General features: G+C 53.9%; 17 protein-coding genes, 1 tRNA gene and 1 pseudogene. 1 reads left to right on the forward strand and 18 read right to left on the reverse strand.

Annotated elements, in window-relative coordinates; all coding sequences use genetic code 11:
• Positions 1 to 67: 67 nt before the first annotated feature.
• The 7 genes and pseudogenes from EI185_RS05300 to EI185_RS05330 all read right to left on the reverse strand — a co-directional run bounded on the left by EI185_RS05300 (position 68) and on the right by EI185_RS05330 (position 4271).
• Entirely contained in the window at positions 68 to 577 is a 510-nt protein-coding gene (locus EI185_RS05300; RefSeq protein ID WP_124704090.1) for a hypothetical protein, read from the reverse strand.
• 96 nt (positions 578 to 673) lie between these two features.
• A complete protein-coding gene (locus EI185_RS05305; protein ID WP_124704091.1) occupies positions 674 to 979 on the reverse strand; it encodes a hypothetical protein in 306 nt (101 codons plus the stop codon).
• A 50-nt stretch (positions 980 to 1029) separates the two neighbouring features.
• Positions 1030 to 1476 carry a hypothetical protein gene (locus EI185_RS05310; protein WP_124704092.1) on the reverse strand — a complete coding sequence of 149 codons (447 nt, stop codon included), beginning with the start codon at positions 1474 to 1476 and terminating at the stop codon, positions 1030 to 1032.
• 90 nt (positions 1477 to 1566) lie between these two features.
• Positions 1567 to 2259 (reverse strand): hypothetical protein, encoded by a 693-nt coding sequence (locus EI185_RS05315; RefSeq protein ID WP_124704093.1) that lies wholly within the window; start codon positions 2257 to 2259, stop codon positions 1567 to 1569.
• Positions 2260 to 2338: 79 nt separating this feature from the next.
• Entirely contained in the window at positions 2339 to 2626 is a 288-nt protein-coding gene (locus EI185_RS05320) for a HigA family addiction module antitoxin (protein WP_124704094.1), read from the reverse strand.
• An 11-nt stretch (positions 2627 to 2637) separates the two neighbouring features.
• Positions 2638 to 2915 (reverse strand): annotated as a pseudogene (locus EI185_RS05325) (type II toxin-antitoxin system RelE/ParE family toxin).
• A gap of 60 nt (positions 2916 to 2975) precedes the next feature.
• On the reverse strand, positions 2976 to 4271 hold the full coding sequence (locus EI185_RS05330; RefSeq protein WP_124704095.1) for a tyrosine-type recombinase/integrase: 1296 nt from the start codon (positions 4269 to 4271) through the stop codon (positions 2976 to 2978).
• Between the two features lie 87 nt (positions 4272 to 4358).
• Between EI185_RS05330 and EI185_RS17895 the strand changes: the two genes are divergently transcribed.
• Positions 4359 to 4502, forward strand: a tRNA-OTHER gene (locus EI185_RS17895).
• 1246 nt (positions 4503 to 5748) lie between these two features.
• Here EI185_RS17895 and EI185_RS05335 read toward each other — a convergent pair.
• The 11 genes from EI185_RS05335 to EI185_RS05385 form a co-directional block, all read right to left on the reverse strand.
• Positions 5749 to 6501, reverse strand: coding sequence for a sulfite exporter TauE/SafE family protein (locus EI185_RS05335; protein ID WP_124704096.1), 753 nt, complete (start codon positions 6499 to 6501; stop codon positions 5749 to 5751).
• Between the two features lie 37 nt (positions 6502 to 6538).
• Positions 6539 to 6838: a DUF971 domain-containing protein gene (locus EI185_RS05340; RefSeq protein ID WP_223247685.1), complete on the reverse strand. Its 300-nt coding sequence runs from the start codon at positions 6836 to 6838 to the stop codon at positions 6539 to 6541.
• A 2-nt stretch (positions 6839 to 6840) separates the two neighbouring features.
• Complete coding sequence (locus tag EI185_RS05345) at positions 6841 to 10401, reverse strand: FAD-dependent oxidoreductase (protein WP_124704097.1); 3561 nt, start codon at positions 10399 to 10401, stop codon at positions 6841 to 6843.
• A gap of 141 nt (positions 10402 to 10542) precedes the next feature.
• Positions 10543 to 11397 carry an ABC transporter ATP-binding protein gene (locus tag EI185_RS05350; protein ID WP_124704098.1) on the reverse strand — a complete coding sequence of 285 codons (855 nt, stop codon included), beginning with the start codon at positions 11395 to 11397 and terminating at the stop codon, positions 10543 to 10545.
• A complete protein-coding gene (locus EI185_RS05355; protein ID WP_124704099.1) occupies positions 11394 to 12347 on the reverse strand; it encodes an ABC transporter permease in 954 nt (317 codons plus the stop codon). Before EI185_RS05355 ends, EI185_RS05350 begins: the two co-directional genes overlap by 4 nt.
• A complete protein-coding gene (locus tag EI185_RS05360; RefSeq protein WP_262982377.1) occupies positions 12347 to 13690 on the reverse strand; it encodes an ABC transporter substrate-binding protein in 1344 nt (447 codons plus the stop codon). The genes EI185_RS05355 and EI185_RS05360 overlap by 1 nt, the downstream gene beginning before the upstream one ends.
• A 297-nt stretch (positions 13691 to 13987) precedes the next feature.
• Complete coding sequence (gene fdxA, locus EI185_RS05365) at positions 13988 to 14314, reverse strand: ferredoxin FdxA (protein ID WP_124704100.1); 327 nt, start codon at positions 14312 to 14314, stop codon at positions 13988 to 13990.
• 25 nt (positions 14315 to 14339) lie between these two features.
• A complete protein-coding gene (locus EI185_RS05370; protein WP_124704101.1) occupies positions 14340 to 15302 on the reverse strand; it encodes a HEAT repeat domain-containing protein in 963 nt (320 codons plus the stop codon).
• 15 nt (positions 15303 to 15317) lie between these two features.
• Entirely contained in the window at positions 15318 to 15551 is a 234-nt protein-coding gene (locus EI185_RS05375) for a 4Fe-4S dicluster domain-containing protein (protein WP_124704102.1), read from the reverse strand.
• A gap of 12 nt (positions 15552 to 15563) precedes the next feature.
• Positions 15564 to 17294, reverse strand: coding sequence for a fumarate reductase/succinate dehydrogenase flavoprotein subunit (locus tag EI185_RS05380; RefSeq protein WP_124704103.1), 1731 nt, complete (start codon positions 17292 to 17294; stop codon positions 15564 to 15566).
• 33 nt (positions 17295 to 17327) lie between these two features.
• On the reverse strand, positions 17328 to 18080 hold the full coding sequence (locus tag EI185_RS05385) for a GntR family transcriptional regulator (protein ID WP_124704104.1): 753 nt from the start codon (positions 18078 to 18080) through the stop codon (positions 17328 to 17330).
• Positions 18081 to 18480: the final 400 nt, after the last annotated feature.

Here is an 18480-nt window from a genome sequence, read left to right on the forward strand (position 1 = left end):
CGCTACGTTAAAAACGCTTCCTCATTCCTGGCCGCAGTCCGCATACGCTGCTTGGTGCTTTGGCTCGCTATCTCGTGACGACACTATCTAGGGTCAGGTTTTCTGTATTTGCAATGAATTCGATTAGTTGATCGTTTTGAGATTTCCCTCGAACTCGATCAAACTGTTTGGCAGTTTCTGTTTCTTTGTGAGTATTGACTAAATTTTTCAACCTTCGCTTGCGGTCGTCCAGGTAATAATCTTTGCGGCTATCAGTTCTCAGGACAGCGGACAGCAATGGATTCTTCAAGCGTTTGGAAGGTTTTGTGGCTGTTGTTATTGTCCTTTTTGAAAGCAGCGCGCCAATAATAAACACCATGAACTTCGTTAATGAAGCGCTGTAAGCAATGTGCCGTGGGCGAAGCTCAAGGTAGCTAAGCAATTTTTCAGCGGCAAGCGGATCGCCCTCTTTGGCGCGCTCAAGCAATGCTTCAAGACGCGGTTCATGCTGCCGGTAGTAAGCGCTCGTCTGCCGGTCATCAATAACGGTGAATCCGGCAGCCTCGACTATTCGCAATGCATCTTCAATCTCATTCATGCGCACCCCCTCGAAGTGCCCTTCATAGGGTGCCACCCCAAGCGGTGAAGGATTCCGCTTTTCGCCTGGCCGGGCTAGGGGTGGCAAGGGGTCGGACTATTCGCCCTCGTTTCTCGCACGTTGTGCCAGTTCATCAGTTAATAAGCTCGCCACTCCAAGAGCAAACAATGGGTCTTGATATGCCACTCCAGTGCTGTCCACAATGCAGGATCGGCCCTTAAGCATACCGCCATATACAAGACCTATAAGCTCGCCTCGCTTTGCTTCCTGTAACAAATATTCCAGCGCGTCTATTGTGTCTTGAGATTCACGATCTTTAACCAATTTCAGACTATGAACGTTATCAGTGGGCCGATCTTTGGAAATTTGGAGCGGCGAAGATCTGTATTTTGAAGCGGCCATGTTGTCTCTCCCATGTTTAATCCAATACCCGCCTAGCGAGCTCTATTCCATCAGGTTGCCGAATTTATCATCTGCATGATGGGCGCTTTTTGGATGGAATATATAAACCCATTTTCGCCTTTGAAAATATCGAATTCAGTGGAAGTTTCTCCGGAAATTACCTGTCCGTCATCTTTTGTAAAGGCAAAATGAATTGATGCACCGCAGGTCAGATGATCCGCTTCTGCATTCCTGCTAGAGACGTAGAAATCTGACAGATTAACTTTTGAATGCTCGGCGATTCTCTTTTTGCTCGCATCATTAAAAGAGGCTCCCATTTCTTTTTTTACCAGGTCGTCGATGTATTCATTGGCGATATTTGTGACGAGAGAACTCGTAGTTTGTTTGGTATCTGGTGACCAGCAGTTTTCCAGCTTTTGACCCGTTGGATTGGGGGTCGAACACCCAATAAGCGCGGAAGATAAGACCAGAGCAAAACCATGTCCTAAATGATTCATTTTTATTCCCCTTGTAATTTGTAAAACGCTCAGCAGATGATGCTGTTGTGGTTACGCTGTGGCCTTTGATCTAGGCGCTGGAGGATCCGTTCACTTATTGCTGGTGGCAATGGCTGCTTTAGCGGACATCAGCGTTGCCCCAAGGAAGGCGGCAAACTCCGGGTCAGCCTCGCGCCTTTCTTCTGTAGCTTGCTGGTTAATTTTGGCTATAGCTGCGCTGCGCTTGGCGCTGTCAAAGTTGATCGTTCCGGATTGAATCGCACCTAAAATTTGTCCCGCTGCAATATCGAAGGCGGCGAGAAAATCGGGAGCAAGAGAATAGCCACTCTCCTTGCCAGAGGTGGCGGCGTGGCGTATTGCTTCCAGAAACCACTCGGCACACTCTAAAATCGAGGTCCGATACTCATCGGAATTTGCAGATAATTTGGCTAGTTCTTTGGCCTCGTTCTCGCGTATCTTCTTGAGGTTGTTTGCAATCATCTTATTCTCAGCCTCAGCGGGAGAAAATGCCTTCTGAATTACGTATCGGTCTTTACCTCTGCGACGGATTGAGATGTGTTCGAACTTTAAATCTTGATTTCCTGCCAATAGACGCCCTTTTCCATCCTCAAAAACAATAGTAGCGGAATATTTATTGCTCGTCGGCTTCCCGGGCAGCCATTCTGATTGCACCAAGCCGGACGCTACTAAGTCAGCCTCGGTTCCTGTAAATATTCTCCCCCAGCAATACTCCATTACTTCCAAACCGTCGTATGGTTTCGCTGTATCATTCCGATTAGCCATGATGTAAAGCTCCTGTTTACGTTGTGGTTAGGCTGGTTTGATGGGTTCAGCATCTTGCCAGCCGCTTTGCCTGAAACCGTCAGGCGGCGATCCTTTCCAGCGGCTTGATTTTCGGGCCGGGCTGTTGCTCGGCTTGCCACAGGTCAAACTGCGTTTGCATGCCAAGCCATACATCGGGGGAAGTGCCAAGCCATGCCGCAAGGCGCAAGGCCATACCCGCCGTTACTCCGGCCTTGCCGTTCAGCACCTTGGATAGCGTGACGCGGGAAACCTGCAATTCCTTTGCTGCCCTCGTGACTGTCATGCCTTCCGGCAACCATTCCCGCAACACTTCGCCGGGGTGCGCCGGGTTGTGCATTCTGCTCATGTTGTGTTCTCCTAGTGGTAATCCAGATAATCAACCAGCTCGGCATTTTCGCCATCAAAGGCGAAGGTCATGCGCCAGTTTCCATTTACCGTCACGGAATAATGCCCGGCAAGGTTGCCTGTCAGGGCGTGCAGCTTCCAGCCTGGCGGTTCATATCATCCGGGCGCTTTGCGCTGTCCAATGTGGTCAGCAATACGCGCAGCTTTCCGGCATGGCGCGGCTGTATGCCTGCCTTGCTCCCTGTTCGGAAGAAGGCATCCAGCCCCTTGTGACGAAACGCCTTTATCATGGTTTTATTGTATGCTGTTAATTAACACTTATCAACCAAAAGGAATATAACGGGCGCACTTCATTGCTTCACTACACGCAAACCCGCTTGCACTGGTACAAACTCAATTCCCGCCTGCTCCAATATCCAGACTTCTATTTTGTCGTGCCACATCCGCAACAGATCCAGCGGGCGGCGGATGTAATGCTTCTCGGCGAGGGCGCTAGGCTTATGCCCCATGATTTGCGCTGCGATTCCTGTAGGCGTTTCTACCCACTCGCACAGTGTGCCGAATGACCGGCGCAAGCCATGCAGCGATATGTGGGGAAGGCCAGCAACTTGTAATGCTCTTTGATGCGCTGCTCTCGGCTCGGCAATGTAGCCAGTGGCGGCGGTCGGGCTGCTAAATACCCACTTATTCCGGCGCGGCAGGCTGGACAACAAGTGCGCCATGTAGGGCGTCAAGGGGATAATGCGCAGCCCTTCAACCTTGTCGCGAATGGTCATGCTGCGCCATTGAAAATCCACGTCTGTCCACTTCAACCGGGCCAGCTCTTCACGGCGGGCACCCGTCAGCAGCAGTCCCTGCAGGTATGCGGATTGCACCGGGTTTACTTGCTGGCGGACAGCGGCGAACCAAAGCGGCAATTGCTCGCGCTGCAAACAATCATCCTTGACGGTTTTGGTAGGCATGGCATCGCGCACTTTACTGCTTTGCACAGCACCGGCCGGAACCAGTCCGGCAAGGTCTTTCTCGGCCTCCAGCCAATTCAAACAGCCGCGCAGCAGCCGGAACGACAAAGCCGCGTAGGTTGGGCGCGTTTGGGCTTCCTTGTCGAGCCAGGCGGCGATTGTCTCGCCTGAGAGGTCGGACAGCTTCACATCGAGCAACGAAGCAAGCGGGCCTGGCTCGGTCAGTCCATTGCCGCGCTTTTTCACCTCGCCACCACGCTGCGCAACTTTTAAATGATCTTTAGTATGGCGTGCGCTCCATTTGGGGCGGCGGGCTTTGATATAGTCCGGCCAAACATCGGACAGGGTAACTTGTTGGCGCTTGGCTTCGGCAAGCTTGGCAGCGGCAGCTGCGGCGCGCTCCACTTTCTGTTGGCGTGGATCTATGCCTTGATCGGTCAAACTCTTGAGCCGGGTTGCCTCGGCCTGTGCCTTGCCTACAGGCCAAGTGCGCACATCGCCTATGGTCAGTCGGAGGGTTTTGTTGTTCAAAGAGGTTTCGAAGATGAATGACTTGGCACCACCAACGGTAACGCGCAATCCTAAGCCGGGCGTTTTGCCGTCCCAATAAATGCTTTGCATCTTGCCTGGTGCGCACTGCAACTTCGCTATCAGACCGGCTGTGAAGTTTTCCCGCTTCGCCATAATCCGTACCTCCAGAATTGCCTACACAGAGTTCCGTGTAGGGGCTGTGTAGGGGAATTATATCAACAAAGAGGAATGAAATGGAATAGTTAAATTGAGGTAAAACGAGATAACCTACTATTTTTTAACGTTTTGTGTGATTTATCGGAATATCCATCAACACCAATAAACGCCATATCCTACTGATTGAAAATCCGCGTGTCGGCAGTTCGATTCTGCCCCTGGCCACCAAGATTGCTGCGGCTTGATTCTAACTAAGCCGCCTCTCACTCAGTAACACCGTGACAGAAACGTGACAACTCGATCACGTTTTCCTTCGTAACAGACTCAATTCTCGATGCAGCCACCGCCGGGTATTCATCTGTGTAATTACTTGGTCAATCAGCAGCTTACGAAGCGCCGTGGCAGTTCTATGCTGGCGCCGCTTTCGTCCTCTTCATCACACCATATCGGTCATTTAGTTCCTTAGCGCCACCTAACAAACGAATCTCGAGGTCTCGACTTTTAGCCAACCGCTGAAGGTTGAGGTAGATGCCCTCTACAAGATCACCTATACGTGTAAGCCCAATCGCAGTAGCACACTCCAGTGACGTACGCTTGTAATCCCCGTCTCATGGTTTCTTTGCGGGCAGCACAAGCGGCGCATCAGTATCGACACGCAGATGAAAGTAATGAGTAAGTTCAGGTTTAGTGGGATGGACGTTGTACAGAGAGAAGTCATGTGCAAACCCACACCTTAGGGAATAAAGAGCAGAAATCTCTTGTCTTGTAAGCCCCCCAAACGTCTCAAGGGCATGAATGAACGGTGTGATCTTGCCTAGAGACTCTTGTGCCAATCCCTTCCTGGTGAGACATGTCCCAATTAGGTCGAGCAATGAGAGGTACCCGAGTGCACCCACCCATGAATCATGCTCATTATTGGGAAGCCTCTCACCCGTCACAAGATTTCGATTGGTTGCGGATCGACAATCCACAAGCCCCTTGTACAGCGAGGAAAAAAACTGGACTTCTTCGCCTCCAGTGGGAGCGGATAGAAAGTAAGTTATTGCGGCTGATTCATCCATTGAATGCCCTAGCGATAGTACTGTTGAGGAACGCCTTGCCAAAAAACCATAGCGTGACAGATCGGATATTACCTCAGCGGCAGTGGGCGAGCGATTGCGTGCAATATATGAACAAAAACAATAAGTTATTACAATATAAAAACCGCGTGTCGGCAGTTCGATTCTGCCCCTGGCCACCAAGCAACACGCTAAAAAATAATAGCAACCGCAAGTGTCGCGTACATTCCTATCTTTTTTGTCAGAATTTCCGGCAAAACATCAACAAGCATCCCGCCTGCAAATCGCAACTCATGATTTTATTGCATCCCTGACATGGTCACTGTTATTGGTACATCGTCACGCCGCGAAATCTGATATTCCGAACAACATAGGCCTGGGCGTCACGTCTGTAAGATGGACCGCATCATCAGCAACTAGGCAATGGTACGGAACAGGAAAACCGCACCCACTATGATGCAGAGTATGCCAACGAATTTTTTAAGGATGTGGGTATCCACGATGTGAGCAATATGGGCACCGAGAAATACGCCGCCTATTTCAAAGACAATAATGAGACCGGCTGCTCCAAAATCGATGGACCCGTAACGCAAGTTGCCCAACGTGCCGGATGCAGCCCCCACAATCTGAATGACCTGGCTTACGCCGATTGCCGTGAGCGGAGAAAAGCCGGACAAGACCATCAGCGGTACGGATAGCACCGGGCCGCCCACGCCCGTCAGCCCGGAACCGAATCCGGCCACAGCGCCAATGCCCACCAATAGCAGGCGCTGTCTGTGCGGATGGCTTCCCCATGCGGCCTGCATTTCTGCACGACCGGCGCGCAGCGTATAAATACCCGCGAGGATGATAATCACGGCCAGAATCAAAGCCAGTGAGGGTGCGTTCAGTCTTGAATTTGCCCACGCGCCCAAAAAACCCGCCACTGCCGCCCCAGCACAAACCGGTTGCGCCAATTTCCAATCGATGCTTCCCTGCCGATGAAAAAAGAGCGTGCCAGCTATCCCCGCAAAAATAAACGTGAATAACGAAGTCGCCATGCTCTGGTGGATCGCCATGCCGGTAAGCATGGTTAATACTGAAGGAAGCAGTATCCCGCCGACACCCACCGATCCGACCAGTATTCCCACGCCAACCACCGCGAGCAATAGTGCAATGCCCCCTAACATGCGCGCCCCTCAAACCCGGATATTGCAATAGGGAACGTCACGCCTCGCACTCAAGCTGTCTCAAATAGCTCCATGGAAAAATCCCGCGATCATGTCCGTCATCAAAGCCGATCTGCATCGCATACGACCCCACCGGCACAATCGAAAGGATGCGGATATCTTCCGGGCAGGGAATGTCTTCGTGCCTGGCGGTTAGTTGCCGGCAGGTGGTACAGCGACAGGCGCGCCGCAATGCAGCGTCTTTAAACCGGCTCACCAGCCCGTCACTCCAGTTGATCTCCAGTTCGCGTGATGCGGCAAGCTGTCGTATCTCGATCGGTATTGGTTCATTTGACACGATTATTCCCTTTGCTCCATGCGCTGTTGCGCCGCCTCTTCAGCAACAGGAACGCGCGCGCATTCGTGCGCATTGCGATTTTTCTCGTCCAGAAGATAACTCAACCATAAATTGCTCACTTTCTCCTGCACGCTGTTTTGCCCCTGGCGTGCCTTGAGATTCACGAAATCCACCGCGAACAAAGGTTGATGTTGATTGAAGCACGAAAACACGATGCCTGCCGGCAACTTCGTCTCCGGGTCATGGTGCTGGCACAGGCACTGGGCGCAAACTTCCTTCATCATGCATTGCATCGGGCTATTCACTGCCACCAGCGCTTTGAGCTGCGGTTTCAGTAAATGCCGCAAGGTGGTGCGCAAGGCGCCGGACATGCGTTCCATCGTAGCCGGGTTGTCGGACAGCAGCAGTGTGTCCGTGTGCCCCAGCCAGTTTGAATAGCTACCCTCGGTTTCCAGGCAGGCGCTGATGTAGTCGTCGACGCCATGCGTAAAGCAGCTGTCCTGCGAGCGTTTGCAATGGAGCGCCGGACCTTCGTCGAGTATCCATATCGCCTGGTCGGACAGGATTTCCATAACCGCCTGAACCGCTTGCGCCTGTTGCCCATTACGAAAATGCCCGATAAAGATGATCTGATTGCCCGCAGCATGCCACGCGGTGCTGCCATCAATGGTGCTGGTCACGGCAGAATGCCCACCCATGACCGTGACCGTTTGATTCTCAGGCATGGGCAGGCCGGTACCGGTCGGTCCCATCAGTATCACCGGCTCTCCTGGCGTTAGCTGGGCTGCTATTCGGCTGGAGGCCCCGACTTCGTTCACCAGCAGCTTTATTTCTCCGCTCTGTTTATCCACGTCGATGCCGTCGATGGCCATGCCTTCCATTTGCAGCACGGTTCCCTGCAAATTTTCGGCCCGCGCATGGAAGTTTTGCAGCCGGTAAATCTGGCCCGGCTGCCAGTTCTGAGCAGCCTGGCGCGCCCGTACCGTAACGCTCATCACATTGCCGCCCAAACGCTCCACCTGGGTGACCACCGGGCAAAGCCAGCTGTCCAGATTTTCCACAAAACCTTGCCAGGCAGCTTGGGTGGCCGCATCAACCGGCGCCTGCAGGCGCTGCGCGAACAGCGTTGTGATCTCGCGTGCGCCCTGTTTTCCGGAAGCCATGGCCTTCACGACGCTACCCTGAAACTGCGGGTGATTATCGCCATAGATGCTGATTCGGTGTTCACCCTTTTGATACGAAGTCAGGAAGCCGATATCCGCACTCTTGCAGTTCCCTGTTGACGCCGCTCTGCGCAAGCTTGTCTCGCCTGTTAGCTGTTTATGCGTCGCGAAATATTTGCCGTCCATCTCGAACTCGCCTGGGTGCTCGCGGTTGTAAACCGTGTTGGGGCTGCTGCCTGCGGCAACGAATACCGAGCGCGCGGGAAGCTCGATCTGTTCTCCGCTGTCGACCCAAGCGCCCTGCGGATCCTCAACCAAGCGGCGAAACATCATGCCCTGAACATGGCCCGCTTCATCCAGCACCGCTTCTGCCGGATCCAGCCCTTGCGCATAAAAAATCCCTTCTTGCAAAGCCTTTTCAATTTCTTCATGATTGTGCAGATAAGCAGGCGATTCGTTCATCCCGCGCCGGTAAACTACAGTTACGCCACCCCATGCCTGCAACAGCGGCGCAAAATTCGGCGTTTCGTTGGCTACGGTTGCACGTCGCCGTTCCGCGCGAATCAGCCTGCCATGAGCCAGATATTCTTCAAAAATTTCCTGCTCTACTTTATTTAAAGTGGCGCCCCAGCGGCTCGCCAAAGTTAGCTTTTCAAAGCGCTCCAGCATCTTCTCGACTTGTAGTACGTAGTAAGCCTGGACTTCGGTTGCCGTATCGATGGCGCTGAGTCCACCGCCTACAACAAGTGCCGGCAACCGCACCTGCAGATTGGCCAGGCTGTCTTTTTTCGAGGCGCCGGTGAGTTGCAGCGCCATCAGGAAATCACTGGCCTGACGAATGCCATGCGCCAGGTTGTTCTTGATCTGGATCACCGTAGGCTTGCCGGCACCGGTCGCCAGTGCAATATGCTCAAAGCCCAGTGTCCAGGCATCGTCTATGGTCATGGTGCCACCGAAACGCACGCCGCCGTAAACCCGGAAATGCCGATTGCGCGCCAGGGTCAGGTACACCAGCTTGAGGAAGTTCTTGTCCCAGCGCACCGTAATGCCGTACTCGGCCACACCACCGAATCCGCTCATCACGCGTTCATCCAGAGGTTCATTCAGGTCGCTTACGTGTTCGATGGGAGCGGGAACCTGCCCGCCAGCCCCGGTCCAGGTTTCATCGAGCGGCTCGATTTTCAAACCGTCGATCGCCACCACGCCGAATCCGGATTGCAACAGATGATGCGACAAATTGAAGCCGGCCGGCCCCGCGCCGACGCAGAGAATTCGCGTGCCGTGGTGAGGTAGCGCATAGGGGCGGTCTCGATTGAGCGGGTTCCAGCGCGTCAGCAAATAATAGATTTCGAATCCCCATGGCCAGTTCAGGACGTCGGTCAGGATGCGCGTTTCGATCTGCGGAATATCGACCGGGTCCTGCTTCTGGTAGATGCAGCCTTTCATGCAGTCGTTGCAGATGCGGTTGCCGGTGGCAGGCACCAGGGGATTGTCGATCATGATCACCGCCAGCGCAGCCAGCGTATAGGCGTCCAGCTTCAGCGTATGCGCTTCCGATATGCGCTCTTCGAGCGGGCAACCGGTGAGTTCCACACCCAGCGAATTAGTGCGGAATCCGCCATTTTCCTTGTCCGGAAATCCCCTGGAGCAAAAGTCGCCTTCATGATCATGGCAGTAAACGCAGTAATGCACATGGTCCATCGTTTCGCGCAAATTGAAGCGCGGGTCTGTCAACCCGAAACCGTCACGGCGCCGCTGCCGTTCTGGCAGTCCGCCGACCCGCCCGGCCGCATCGTTCTCCACAGGCGCCGTCGGCACTAGTTTCATGTATTCGATTTTTTGCGGTAGTTTGAAGCTGACCCATCCGGCCACGTTCGCCTTGCCTTCCGGGGTGTTGTAGGCGGCATAAGCCCATTCTTCCAGCAGACTCAGGGTATCGTCGGCACCGGACTCCGCAGCCGATACCCACAGTCTGGCAACGGCCAGTTCCCGATCGGTTGTGTCCTGTGTATCCAGCTTCTGTTCCAGCAGGTCATCCAGCATTTCAAATGAGCGGGTCACGGCGCGCTTGCGGCGTACGCGCGGTTTGATGAATTTTTCCTTGAACACGTGAACGGGCTCATCAAGCAGCTGTTGTCGTCTCAAGCCATTGCGTGCTGCCTCAACGCCGAAAGCGTCCACCAGAAAATCTTCCAGACACCGGCCTGCATCGATGAGCAATCCTGACTCTGCTACGGCACTGGTCTCAGCTCCGTTTCTATATGCCAGAAATTGCGCTGCCAACTGGCTGTCGCGTTGCGTCATGAAGCCCAAAAACAATTCATCCAGTACAGGCAGGCGCTCCGCTTCGTAGATGTCTGCGTACTTGAATCCGGGCAACTTCAATTCGAATGATTTCATCTCTGCTCTTTCTTAAAACAATTTCCATTCATTCAGGAATGCATCTGAATCGCCTGCATTTTTGTTAACCTCATAATCACGATAAGACATGTAATTACAAGTTGTTCTACAGCAAGCCAGACCCTATCGCCTGGCTCCCGGTTAAATCAGTTCAGCCACGCCTTGCGGACCTACTTCCATACCGAACCCGCCCATTCCTTCTTTGAGATCGCCGCCCATGGCCTTGAAGCTTTCTCCGCGGATAAGCTCATGCAGCTGCCGTTTCAGCTGGAGAAATTCATTTGACGTCGTCATTTCCGCGACACGCGGCCGCGGCAGCGGTACTTCGATTTCCGCCTTGATGCGACCGGGTCTCGCGGTCATCACGTAGACCTTGTCGGAGAGGAAAATGGATTCGTCGATGTCGTGCGTGATGAACAGCACGGAGAGCCGGAAGCGTTGCCACATGTTGGTCAGGATTTGCTGCATCACGACGCGCGTCTGTGCATCCAACGCACCGAAAGGCTCGTCCATCAGCAGTACCTGTGGGCTGGTTGCCAGCGCGCGGACGATGCCGACGCGCTGCTTCATCCCCCCCGACAACTGATCCGGATAATGATTTTCGAACGCGAGCAATCCGGCCAGGCCGAGCAGGGTTCGGGCCGCTGTTTCCCGTTCACTTCTTTGGCGACCTTGCATTTTCAGACCGAACTCCACGTTCTTGCGTACCGTCATCCAGGGAAACAGCGAGTATTGCTGGAATACCATGCCACGCTCGGCGCCGGGCCCGCGCACATCCACTCCATCGACCAGTACGCTGCCTCCCGTACGTTTGACGAAACCCGCCACGACATTCAGCAGCGTTGATTTTCCGCAGCCGGATGGGCCGAGTATGGAGACAAATTCACCCGGTTTCACATCAATGCTGACCTCATTGACGGCATCGACCACATTTGCACCCGAACCGAAGCGAACGTCCAGATTCCTGATTTCCACGTTGCCTTTATCTGCCATCATGCCTTGCTCCCTCCGTTCTGGTTAGCCCAGGGCATGCTCAAACGCCCGATCCAGCGTATTGCCGTGCTGCAGGCCAGGCCCAGGAATCCAATGACGATCATGCCGATGACGATGTCGGAATACTGGATCAGGGAATAAGCTTCCCAAGTGAAATAACCGATCCCGTATTGACCGGAAATCATTTCTGCGGCGATTAATGAAACCCAGGCCACACCCATGCCTACCGACAAGCCGTTGAAGATTTGCGGCAGCGCGGCCGGCAAGATGACCTGCCGCAACAATGCGGGCTCTTTCGCGCCAAGACTGCGTGCGGCGCGAATCAGCACCGGATCGACACTCGTCACGCCGTGCACCGTGCTCAGCAGGATCGGAAAAAACGACCCGAGAAAAGTGATGAAGACGATGCTGCCCTCGTTGGTCGGCCACAACATGATGGCGATGGGTACCCAGGCAATGGCAGGAATCGGCCGGAGTATTTCAAGAATCGGGGACATGAGTTGCCGGGCCAACCTATAGCGGCCGATGACGAGCCCCAAAGCAACGCCGAAAACCACAGCGATGCCAAACCCCAGCAGGATTCTACGCAAACTGATCAGCATGTTTTGGTAGAAGCTGTCGTTTTTGCTCAGGTCCACCATCTCCTTGAAGACATCCAGCGGTGCCGGGATATTGGTAAACCGGACATAGAAGTCGACCCGATATTTCACGGCCAGGTACCAGGCACCGATGAACAGTGCGATGGAGATCAGTGCAAGCACCGCGGAGCCGATATTGCGTCCGACACTGTCTGCCAGATTTCTCCAGACTGCATGGCCGGGAGAGGTCTGGCCAACCGTTTGTTCGGCGATCACTTTGCGCTGGTCATTAGCTGGCGTTGCCGCCCTCTCCGGCGCACTTGCCGCATCGTTTGTCTCTTCGTGATAGTTAATCAGCTCTGCGGTTCGCATCATTACCTCCCCACGCTTGCGGCTGCAAGCGCTTCGGTATAATCCGCAACCTTGCCCCCATGCTTGGCTGCGTACGCAGCGGCATCATTTTTCAACAGGAACGGGACGATGGAAGGGTGTTTTGGCTGTTTGGCATCAAGGGCATAGAATGCCTTGTCAGCGAACAGCTTGATGCCGTACGTCTTGTCGAACAGGTAAACCACATCTATCTTCTTGCCTTCGGATGTGGCTTTCTTTACCGCAGCCAACGTACAGTCCGGCGAGCTATAGGCTGTAATGGCACCATTTTCTATCCACACCTCGCCGCCCGCCCTGGGGTCCTTGATCGTCTTCTTGCACAAGGGATCCATGCCGCCAATTTCATACCCGGCAAAACTCGCCTTCTGCTTGTCGTAATCCAGGCCTTTTTCCTTGAAAGCCTCGCGGATGTAGGACTCGTTAACCCAGGCATCGGCATTGAATTGCTTTACCTTCCCCATGCGCTGCAGCACGCCGGTGTCGTATTTGATGGTCTCTATCCATTTCGGCTTGATGGTCGGGTCCAGCGTGTGGATACCGCTTGGCCCCAGAAAAATATAGACGACCTCTTTTTCGATCTTGGTCCAGTCCTGAATTTTTTCTGCAGCCAATTTTGGGTTTTTGCGAACCCAGTCGTTCGCATCCAGCAGCGCTTTCAGATAGGCGACGACGACTTCCGGGTATTTGTCCGCAAAATCCTTGCGCACCACGATGCCGTGCATGGTCGGTACCTTGGTCTCGACGCCGTCGAAGATTTTGCGCGCAAAGCCGCGGTAGGGAAGCAGTTCAGCGAATGGCACGAAGTCCGCATGCGCATCGATCTTGCCCTCCTGCAAATTGGTCGTACCGACTTCCGGGCTCTGATTCGACAGCTTCCAGAAATCATCCTTCCAGCCCCTGTCCTCCATCGCCTTCAACAGCATGCCATGGGCGGCGGAACCGAACGGCACGGATATGCTCTTGCCCTTCAGGTCGGACAGTTGGTAGTAAGGCGAGTCCTTGCGCACGACGACGCCATTGCCTGCACCATCCTTGTTGTACGCAATAATCGCGACCAGTTCGCTCTTGGTGTCGTTACTGTTCTGGAAAGTGGCGCCATTCACCAGCAATGGATAGTCACCCATCATCCCGATCTGCAACTTGTTCGCGATCATGCCGTTGGTGACTGGTGGACCGGATGTGAAGTTCTGCCAATCGATCTTGAAATGGATATCCTTGTACTTGCCGGTCTTCGGCAAGTATTTTTCCAGCAAGCCCAGCTTCTCCATGACTATTCCGGCAGTGACTGTATTGGTCGTGGTGTTCTGGATACCGATACCGAGAGTCACGTCTTCAGCATGTGCCACCACCGTTAAAAATGCCGAGGACGCCAGTGCCGCAGCTGCGAGTAGCAGTTTAAATAATGATGCTTTTCTTCCGGTTGTATTACTTGTTAGCCGCGTAATCACAATAAGTACCCCTTTTAAAATAAGTTACACCTGTATTTAAATAGGCAACTTTCATACCCAGCGAGTATTTTTTATAACAACCTGTTTTATTGAATCTTTATCCTCTTGCCACTGTGTTCCATGCCCTTCAAGCGTGCGACCTGTTGTGGCGCGCACTGCATTCATGCGGTGCACATTTCAACCTGTTTGCAGATACTGAAATTTCTCCTGCACACCCATCCATTCATCCGCATCTGCAGGCGCATCCACACGGGCACTGATGACCGGCCACACTTGCGACAGCTCTTCATTCAGGGCCACGTATTTTTCATACTCCGGCGGCAAATCTTCTTCAGCGAAAATTGCACCGGCAGGACATTCATCCACGCACAGCGAACAGTCGATGCACACGGCTGCGTTGATCACCAGAAAATTGGGACCCTCATGGAAGCAATCCACCGGGCATACCTCAACACAATCGGTAAACTTGCAACGGATGCAGGGTTCGGCAACGATATAGGTCATAGTTTTTTCCTTTCAGCCTGCTTGATCAGCGCGCTATCTGCGTCATGGCCAGCTTGGCCAGTTTGCGCACATCCGGATCGGGGTCTTCGAGCGCTTTTTCCAGTGCGGGCAATGCTGCGGGATCACCCACTTCACCCAGGGCGACCGCGGCTTCCTTGCGTAAATTGCTCACCGGGTGCACCAGTGCCTCGCACAGCGCGGGCAAAGCCGCACGACTCCTGAGCCTGCCGAGACTGCGTGCAGCCTTGATCCTGACTTGCCAGTAGCTGTCCTGCATTGCGGCAATGAGTTGCGGCACCGCGTTTTCCGCGCGCAACTTGCCCAGTGTCATGACGGCTTCCTCGCGCACCTGCCAGGATTCATCATTCATGGCATCGGCCAAGGCAGGGAACACAACAGCCAATGCCGGAGCAAAGCCGAGTGCTCCCACCGCGATGCGCCTCACTTCTGAATCTGCATCCTGCGTGGCCACCTTGGACAATGATGCCAGCGCGCGCGGATCTTTGAGATAACCCAGCACGCCGACCGCCGCCTGTCGCACATCGGCATCGGCATCGGCAATGGCTGCCAGGGCGGGTTCCAAACTACCTGCCACCTTGAGTTCTTTCAGCGCCCGGAAAATCGCTGCCTTGGCATATCCTGATGAGGCATCCAGCGCGTTCAGCAATACTCCGCCGAGACTTGCGTCTTTCAGTTCACCTAGCGATAGCGCTGCATTGGCGCCAACCTGCGGATCGCTATCCGTCAGCACGCCAATCAGCGCCGTCACCACTGCTTCGCTCTCGTAGCCTTCCAGAGCAGCCGCTGCCTCGGCCCGAACATTGGCATCGACGTCTTGTAGCGCTTCGATTAATAGCGGGACGATCAAGTCCTCGTCTTCGCTGTCGGCCAGATCCATCAGCGCAATGCGTCTGATTTCCGGATCGGCGTCGGTCATGCGCTGCATCAGCTGCGCTGATAGTCCATCTTGAATGCTGAGTGCGGTCATGATCTGGCTCCAGGCTTAACGCAACAAATAGGGAATATCGACATGCACGGCCCCGGTCGGACAATCTTTCTCGCAGGGCATGCAATACCAGCACTCGTCGAATTTCATGTAGGCCGTGCCTTTGGCAAGATCGATTGCCAGTATGTCGAGCGGGCATACGTCTACACATACGGTGCAGCCCTTGGCGGCAATACATTTTTCTTCATCTACCGTGACAGGCACGGTTACTCGGTTCAAGGCGTAAGTCATGGCATCTCTCCTTTAGGCAGCCGCGGGTTCTTTGACGATGCGAAGTTTTTGATAAGCGGTTTTTTCTTCCTCGTCGAGGGCAACGATGTAGGGTTCGATCGGCCGCGTGAAACAACTCATGTTGCCGTTGGCATCTTTCTTTACCTGCACATGCACGAACCAGTCGGCGTCGTTTTTCTCCGGATAATCCACTCGATAGTGGTACAGACCCCAGCGGCTTTCCTTGCGGTACAGCGATGCCTGTGCGGCCATCTCGGCGCAATCGCGGATGGCGTGTATCTCCATTGCGCGCATCAATTCGTGCGGATTCGTTGCACTCATCCGGGAAAGATCCTCTTCGATTTCTGCGAAGCGCTGCAGCCCGATTTCCATCTTGCGGGTGACTTTAGGTGGCTGCAGATAGTCATTGACCATGCGCCGTAATTTGTACTCGACCTGGCCGGGAGGAAGTCCGTCGACCACATCCAGCGGCCCCCATACGCGCTTGCGCTCTGCTTCAACCTGGGCGTTATCGACCGGCGGTAATGCGTGACTGGCACAATATTCCGCCGCACTTTCACCGGCCAGCTTGCCGTAAACGAACGCGCCTAGCATGTAGTTATGCGGCACGCAAGCCAGGTCACCGGCAGCGTACAAGCCCGGCACGGTGGTTTCAGCATGCTCGTTGACCCACACGCCTGAACCACTGTGGCCGCTACACAGACCGATCTCGGAGATATGCATTTCCACCATGCCGGTGCGATAGTCGAGACCGCGTCCTTCGTGAAAGCGTCCACGGCTCGGCCTTTCATTGGTATGCAGAATCTCTTCAATCGTGGAAATGGTTTCTTCGGCCAGATGATCCATCTTCAGGAACACCGGCCCGTTGCCGCCTTCGAGTTCCTTGTAGAACTCCATCATCATCTGGCCGCTCCAGTAATCGCACTCGATGAAACGGTCTCCGTTTGCGTTAGCGGTATAGCCACCGAATGGACCGGTGACATAAGCGCAGGAAGGGCCGTTGTAATCCTTGATCAAAGGATTGATCTGAAAGCACTCGATACCGGAAAGCTCGGCGCCAGCGTGATAAGCCAGGCTGTAGCCATCGCCCGCATTGGTGGGGTTTTCATAAGTACCGAACAGATAACCGGATGAGGGCATGCCCAGACGCCCGGCTGCGCCGGTTGCCAGAATGACGGTCTTCGAACGGATCACATAGAAATCGGCAGTACGGCTGTCGACTGCCATCGCGCCGGCAATCGCACCCCCCTCATCCAGCAGCAAGCGGGTTGCCATCAGCCGATTGGTGATTTCAACGCGCCGCTTTTTCAGTTGCCGATACAGCACTTTCTTCATGTTGTGTCCTTCCGGCATGGGCAAAACATAAGTACCGATGTGATGGACTTTCTTGACCGCATAATCGCCGGTCTCGTCCTTTTCAAATTTCACCCCCCAGCTATCCAGTTCCTGAATCATGTCAAAGCTGCTGGTGGCATATTTCATTACCGTCTTCTGGTTGACGATACCGTCATTAGCGACGGTGATTTCCTTCACATACTGCTCGGGCGTGGCATGACCGGGGATGACTGCGTTGTTGAGTCCGTCCATTCCCATGGAGATGGCGCCGCTACGTTTGACGTTGGCTTTTTCCATCACCAGCACGCGAAGCGCAGGGTTCTTTTCCTTGGCCTTGGCGGCGGCCATCGGCCCGGCTGTTCCACCGCCGATCACCAGTACATCCACTTCCATTTCGATGGTATTCATTGAATGCTTCTCCTTGTTCTAAATGAATCGACGTTAAATGCGGCCGCGTTCGACGCGAAGCCGGTATTGGAAGGCATCGCCGCGGTAGTAGAGATATTCGAAATCAAGCGGCTGGTTGTCAGTGGTAAATGTCAGACGCTCAATGCGCAAAACCGGTGATCCTTCCTGCAAATGGATCAGCCTGCCCAAGGATTCGTCCGCCAGCATGGCCTCGATCTGCAGTTCTGCCTGGCCCAATGAATAACCGTAGTCGTTTTCCAGAATCAGAAAGATGTCGCGGTGCGCGAGGTCTTCCTTGATCAGCCGTTCGCCGATTGATTTCGGCAGATAGGTCACGTCCAGCGAAATGGGGGCGCGGTTCAGGTAACGCACACGGCGGATCTCGGACACCATTTCGTTCTCGCCCAGGCCCAGTTTCAGCGCTACTGTTTTGTCGGCAGGAACGATCTTGAAACTGATCACCTGCGAGAAGGTTTCATAACCCATACTGGCCATTGCTTCACCAAACCCTTGCAGCTTTCCGAGATTCTGGAATGCCTTGGGTTGCGATACATAGGTGCCCTTGCCATGTATTTTGAAAATCAGCCCTTCTTTCTGCAGGTCACCCAAGGCCTGCCGCACGGTAATTCGGCTTACCTCAAAAGAGCGCGTCAATTCGCTTTCCGACGGCATTTGCTCGTGGGCCTTGTAGGTCCCATCCAGGATGCGGTTCCTGAGTATTTCCTTGATCTGCGTATACAGCGGTACAGGCGACAGGGACAGTACGGTTTCTTTTTTCGGTTCCATTGATCAACCACTCCGTGCATATGTTTACTTGTTATGACAAGATGAGATAAAGCAAACCGCATGCCAACGTATTCCAGCTTATGCGATACCTGCCATCATATTGATATATATGAAGTTATATCGCTCCGAAATTTATAACAGGGGGAATTTATCTGGCACTGGAATCGTGCTCACTGGTATAGAACGCACTGAATATGTGCCGACGCAAGCTCCAGTTATTACCGAAACAGGGCAAATGCTCAGCCTGGCCGAATCTGCGGCCAGGCTATATATGCCGAAGGAAAATTCGATACGGAGGCCTGTTACTCGGGCTGGATAAATATCCAAGGTTCAGTGAATCCATTTGCGGGATTCTGAAAATTGGACGGGAGAGTTACCCGGCGGACGTCAGGTACAGGGG

It is taken from the genome of Sulfuriferula multivorans (assembly GCF_003851125.1).
In the GTDB taxonomy this organism is placed as follows: Bacteria; Pseudomonadota; Gammaproteobacteria; order Burkholderiales; family Sulfuriferulaceae; genus Sulfuriferula; species Sulfuriferula multivorans.

Bases quoted from the DNA above. Each gene is read 5' to 3' on its own strand.
- EI185_RS05300 (WP_124704090.1), bottom strand. From the start codon at position 577: ATGAATGAGATTGAAGATGCATTGCGAATAGTCGAGGCTGCCGGATTC.
- EI185_RS05305 (WP_124704091.1), bottom strand. From the start codon at position 979: ATGGCCGCTTCAAAATACAGATCTTCGCCGCTCCAAATTTCCAAAGAT.
- EI185_RS05310 (WP_124704092.1), bottom strand. From the start codon at position 1,476: ATGAATCATTTAGGACATGGTTTTGCTCTGGTCTTATCTTCCGCGCTT.
- EI185_RS05315 (WP_124704093.1), bottom strand. From the start codon at position 2,259: ATGGCTAATCGGAATGATACAGCGAAACCATACGACGGTTTGGAAGTA.
- EI185_RS05320 (WP_124704094.1), bottom strand. From the start codon at position 2,626: ATGAGCAGAATGCACAACCCGGCGCACCCCGGCGAAGTGTTGCGGGAA.
- EI185_RS05330 (WP_124704095.1), bottom strand. From the start codon at position 4,271: ATGGCGAAGCGGGAAAACTTCACAGCCGGTCTGATAGCGAAGTTGCAG.
- EI185_RS05335 (WP_124704096.1), bottom strand. From the start codon at position 6,501: ATGTTAGGGGGCATTGCACTATTGCTCGCGGTGGTTGGCGTGGGAATA.
- EI185_RS05345 (WP_124704097.1), bottom strand. From the start codon at position 10,401: ATGAAATCATTCGAATTGAAGTTGCCCGGATTCAAGTACGCAGACATC.
- EI185_RS05350 (WP_124704098.1), bottom strand. From the start codon at position 11,397: ATGATGGCAGATAAAGGCAACGTGGAAATCAGGAATCTGGACGTTCGC.
- EI185_RS05355 (WP_124704099.1), bottom strand. From the start codon at position 12,347: ATGATGCGAACCGCAGAGCTGATTAACTATCACGAAGAGACAAACGAT.
- fdxA (WP_124704100.1), bottom strand. From the start codon at position 14,314: ATGACCTATATCGTTGCCGAACCCTGCATCCGTTGCAAGTTTACCGAT.
- EI185_RS05370 (WP_124704101.1), bottom strand. From the start codon at position 15,302: ATGACCGCACTCAGCATTCAAGATGGACTATCAGCGCAGCTGATGCAG.
- EI185_RS05375 (WP_124704102.1), bottom strand. From the start codon at position 15,551: ATGACTTACGCCTTGAACCGAGTAACCGTGCCTGTCACGGTAGATGAA.
- EI185_RS05380 (WP_124704103.1), bottom strand. From the start codon at position 17,294: ATGAATACCATCGAAATGGAAGTGGATGTACTGGTGATCGGCGGTGGA.
- EI185_RS05385 (WP_124704104.1), bottom strand. From the start codon at position 18,080: ATGGAACCGAAAAAAGAAACCGTACTGTCCCTGTCGCCTGTACCGCTG.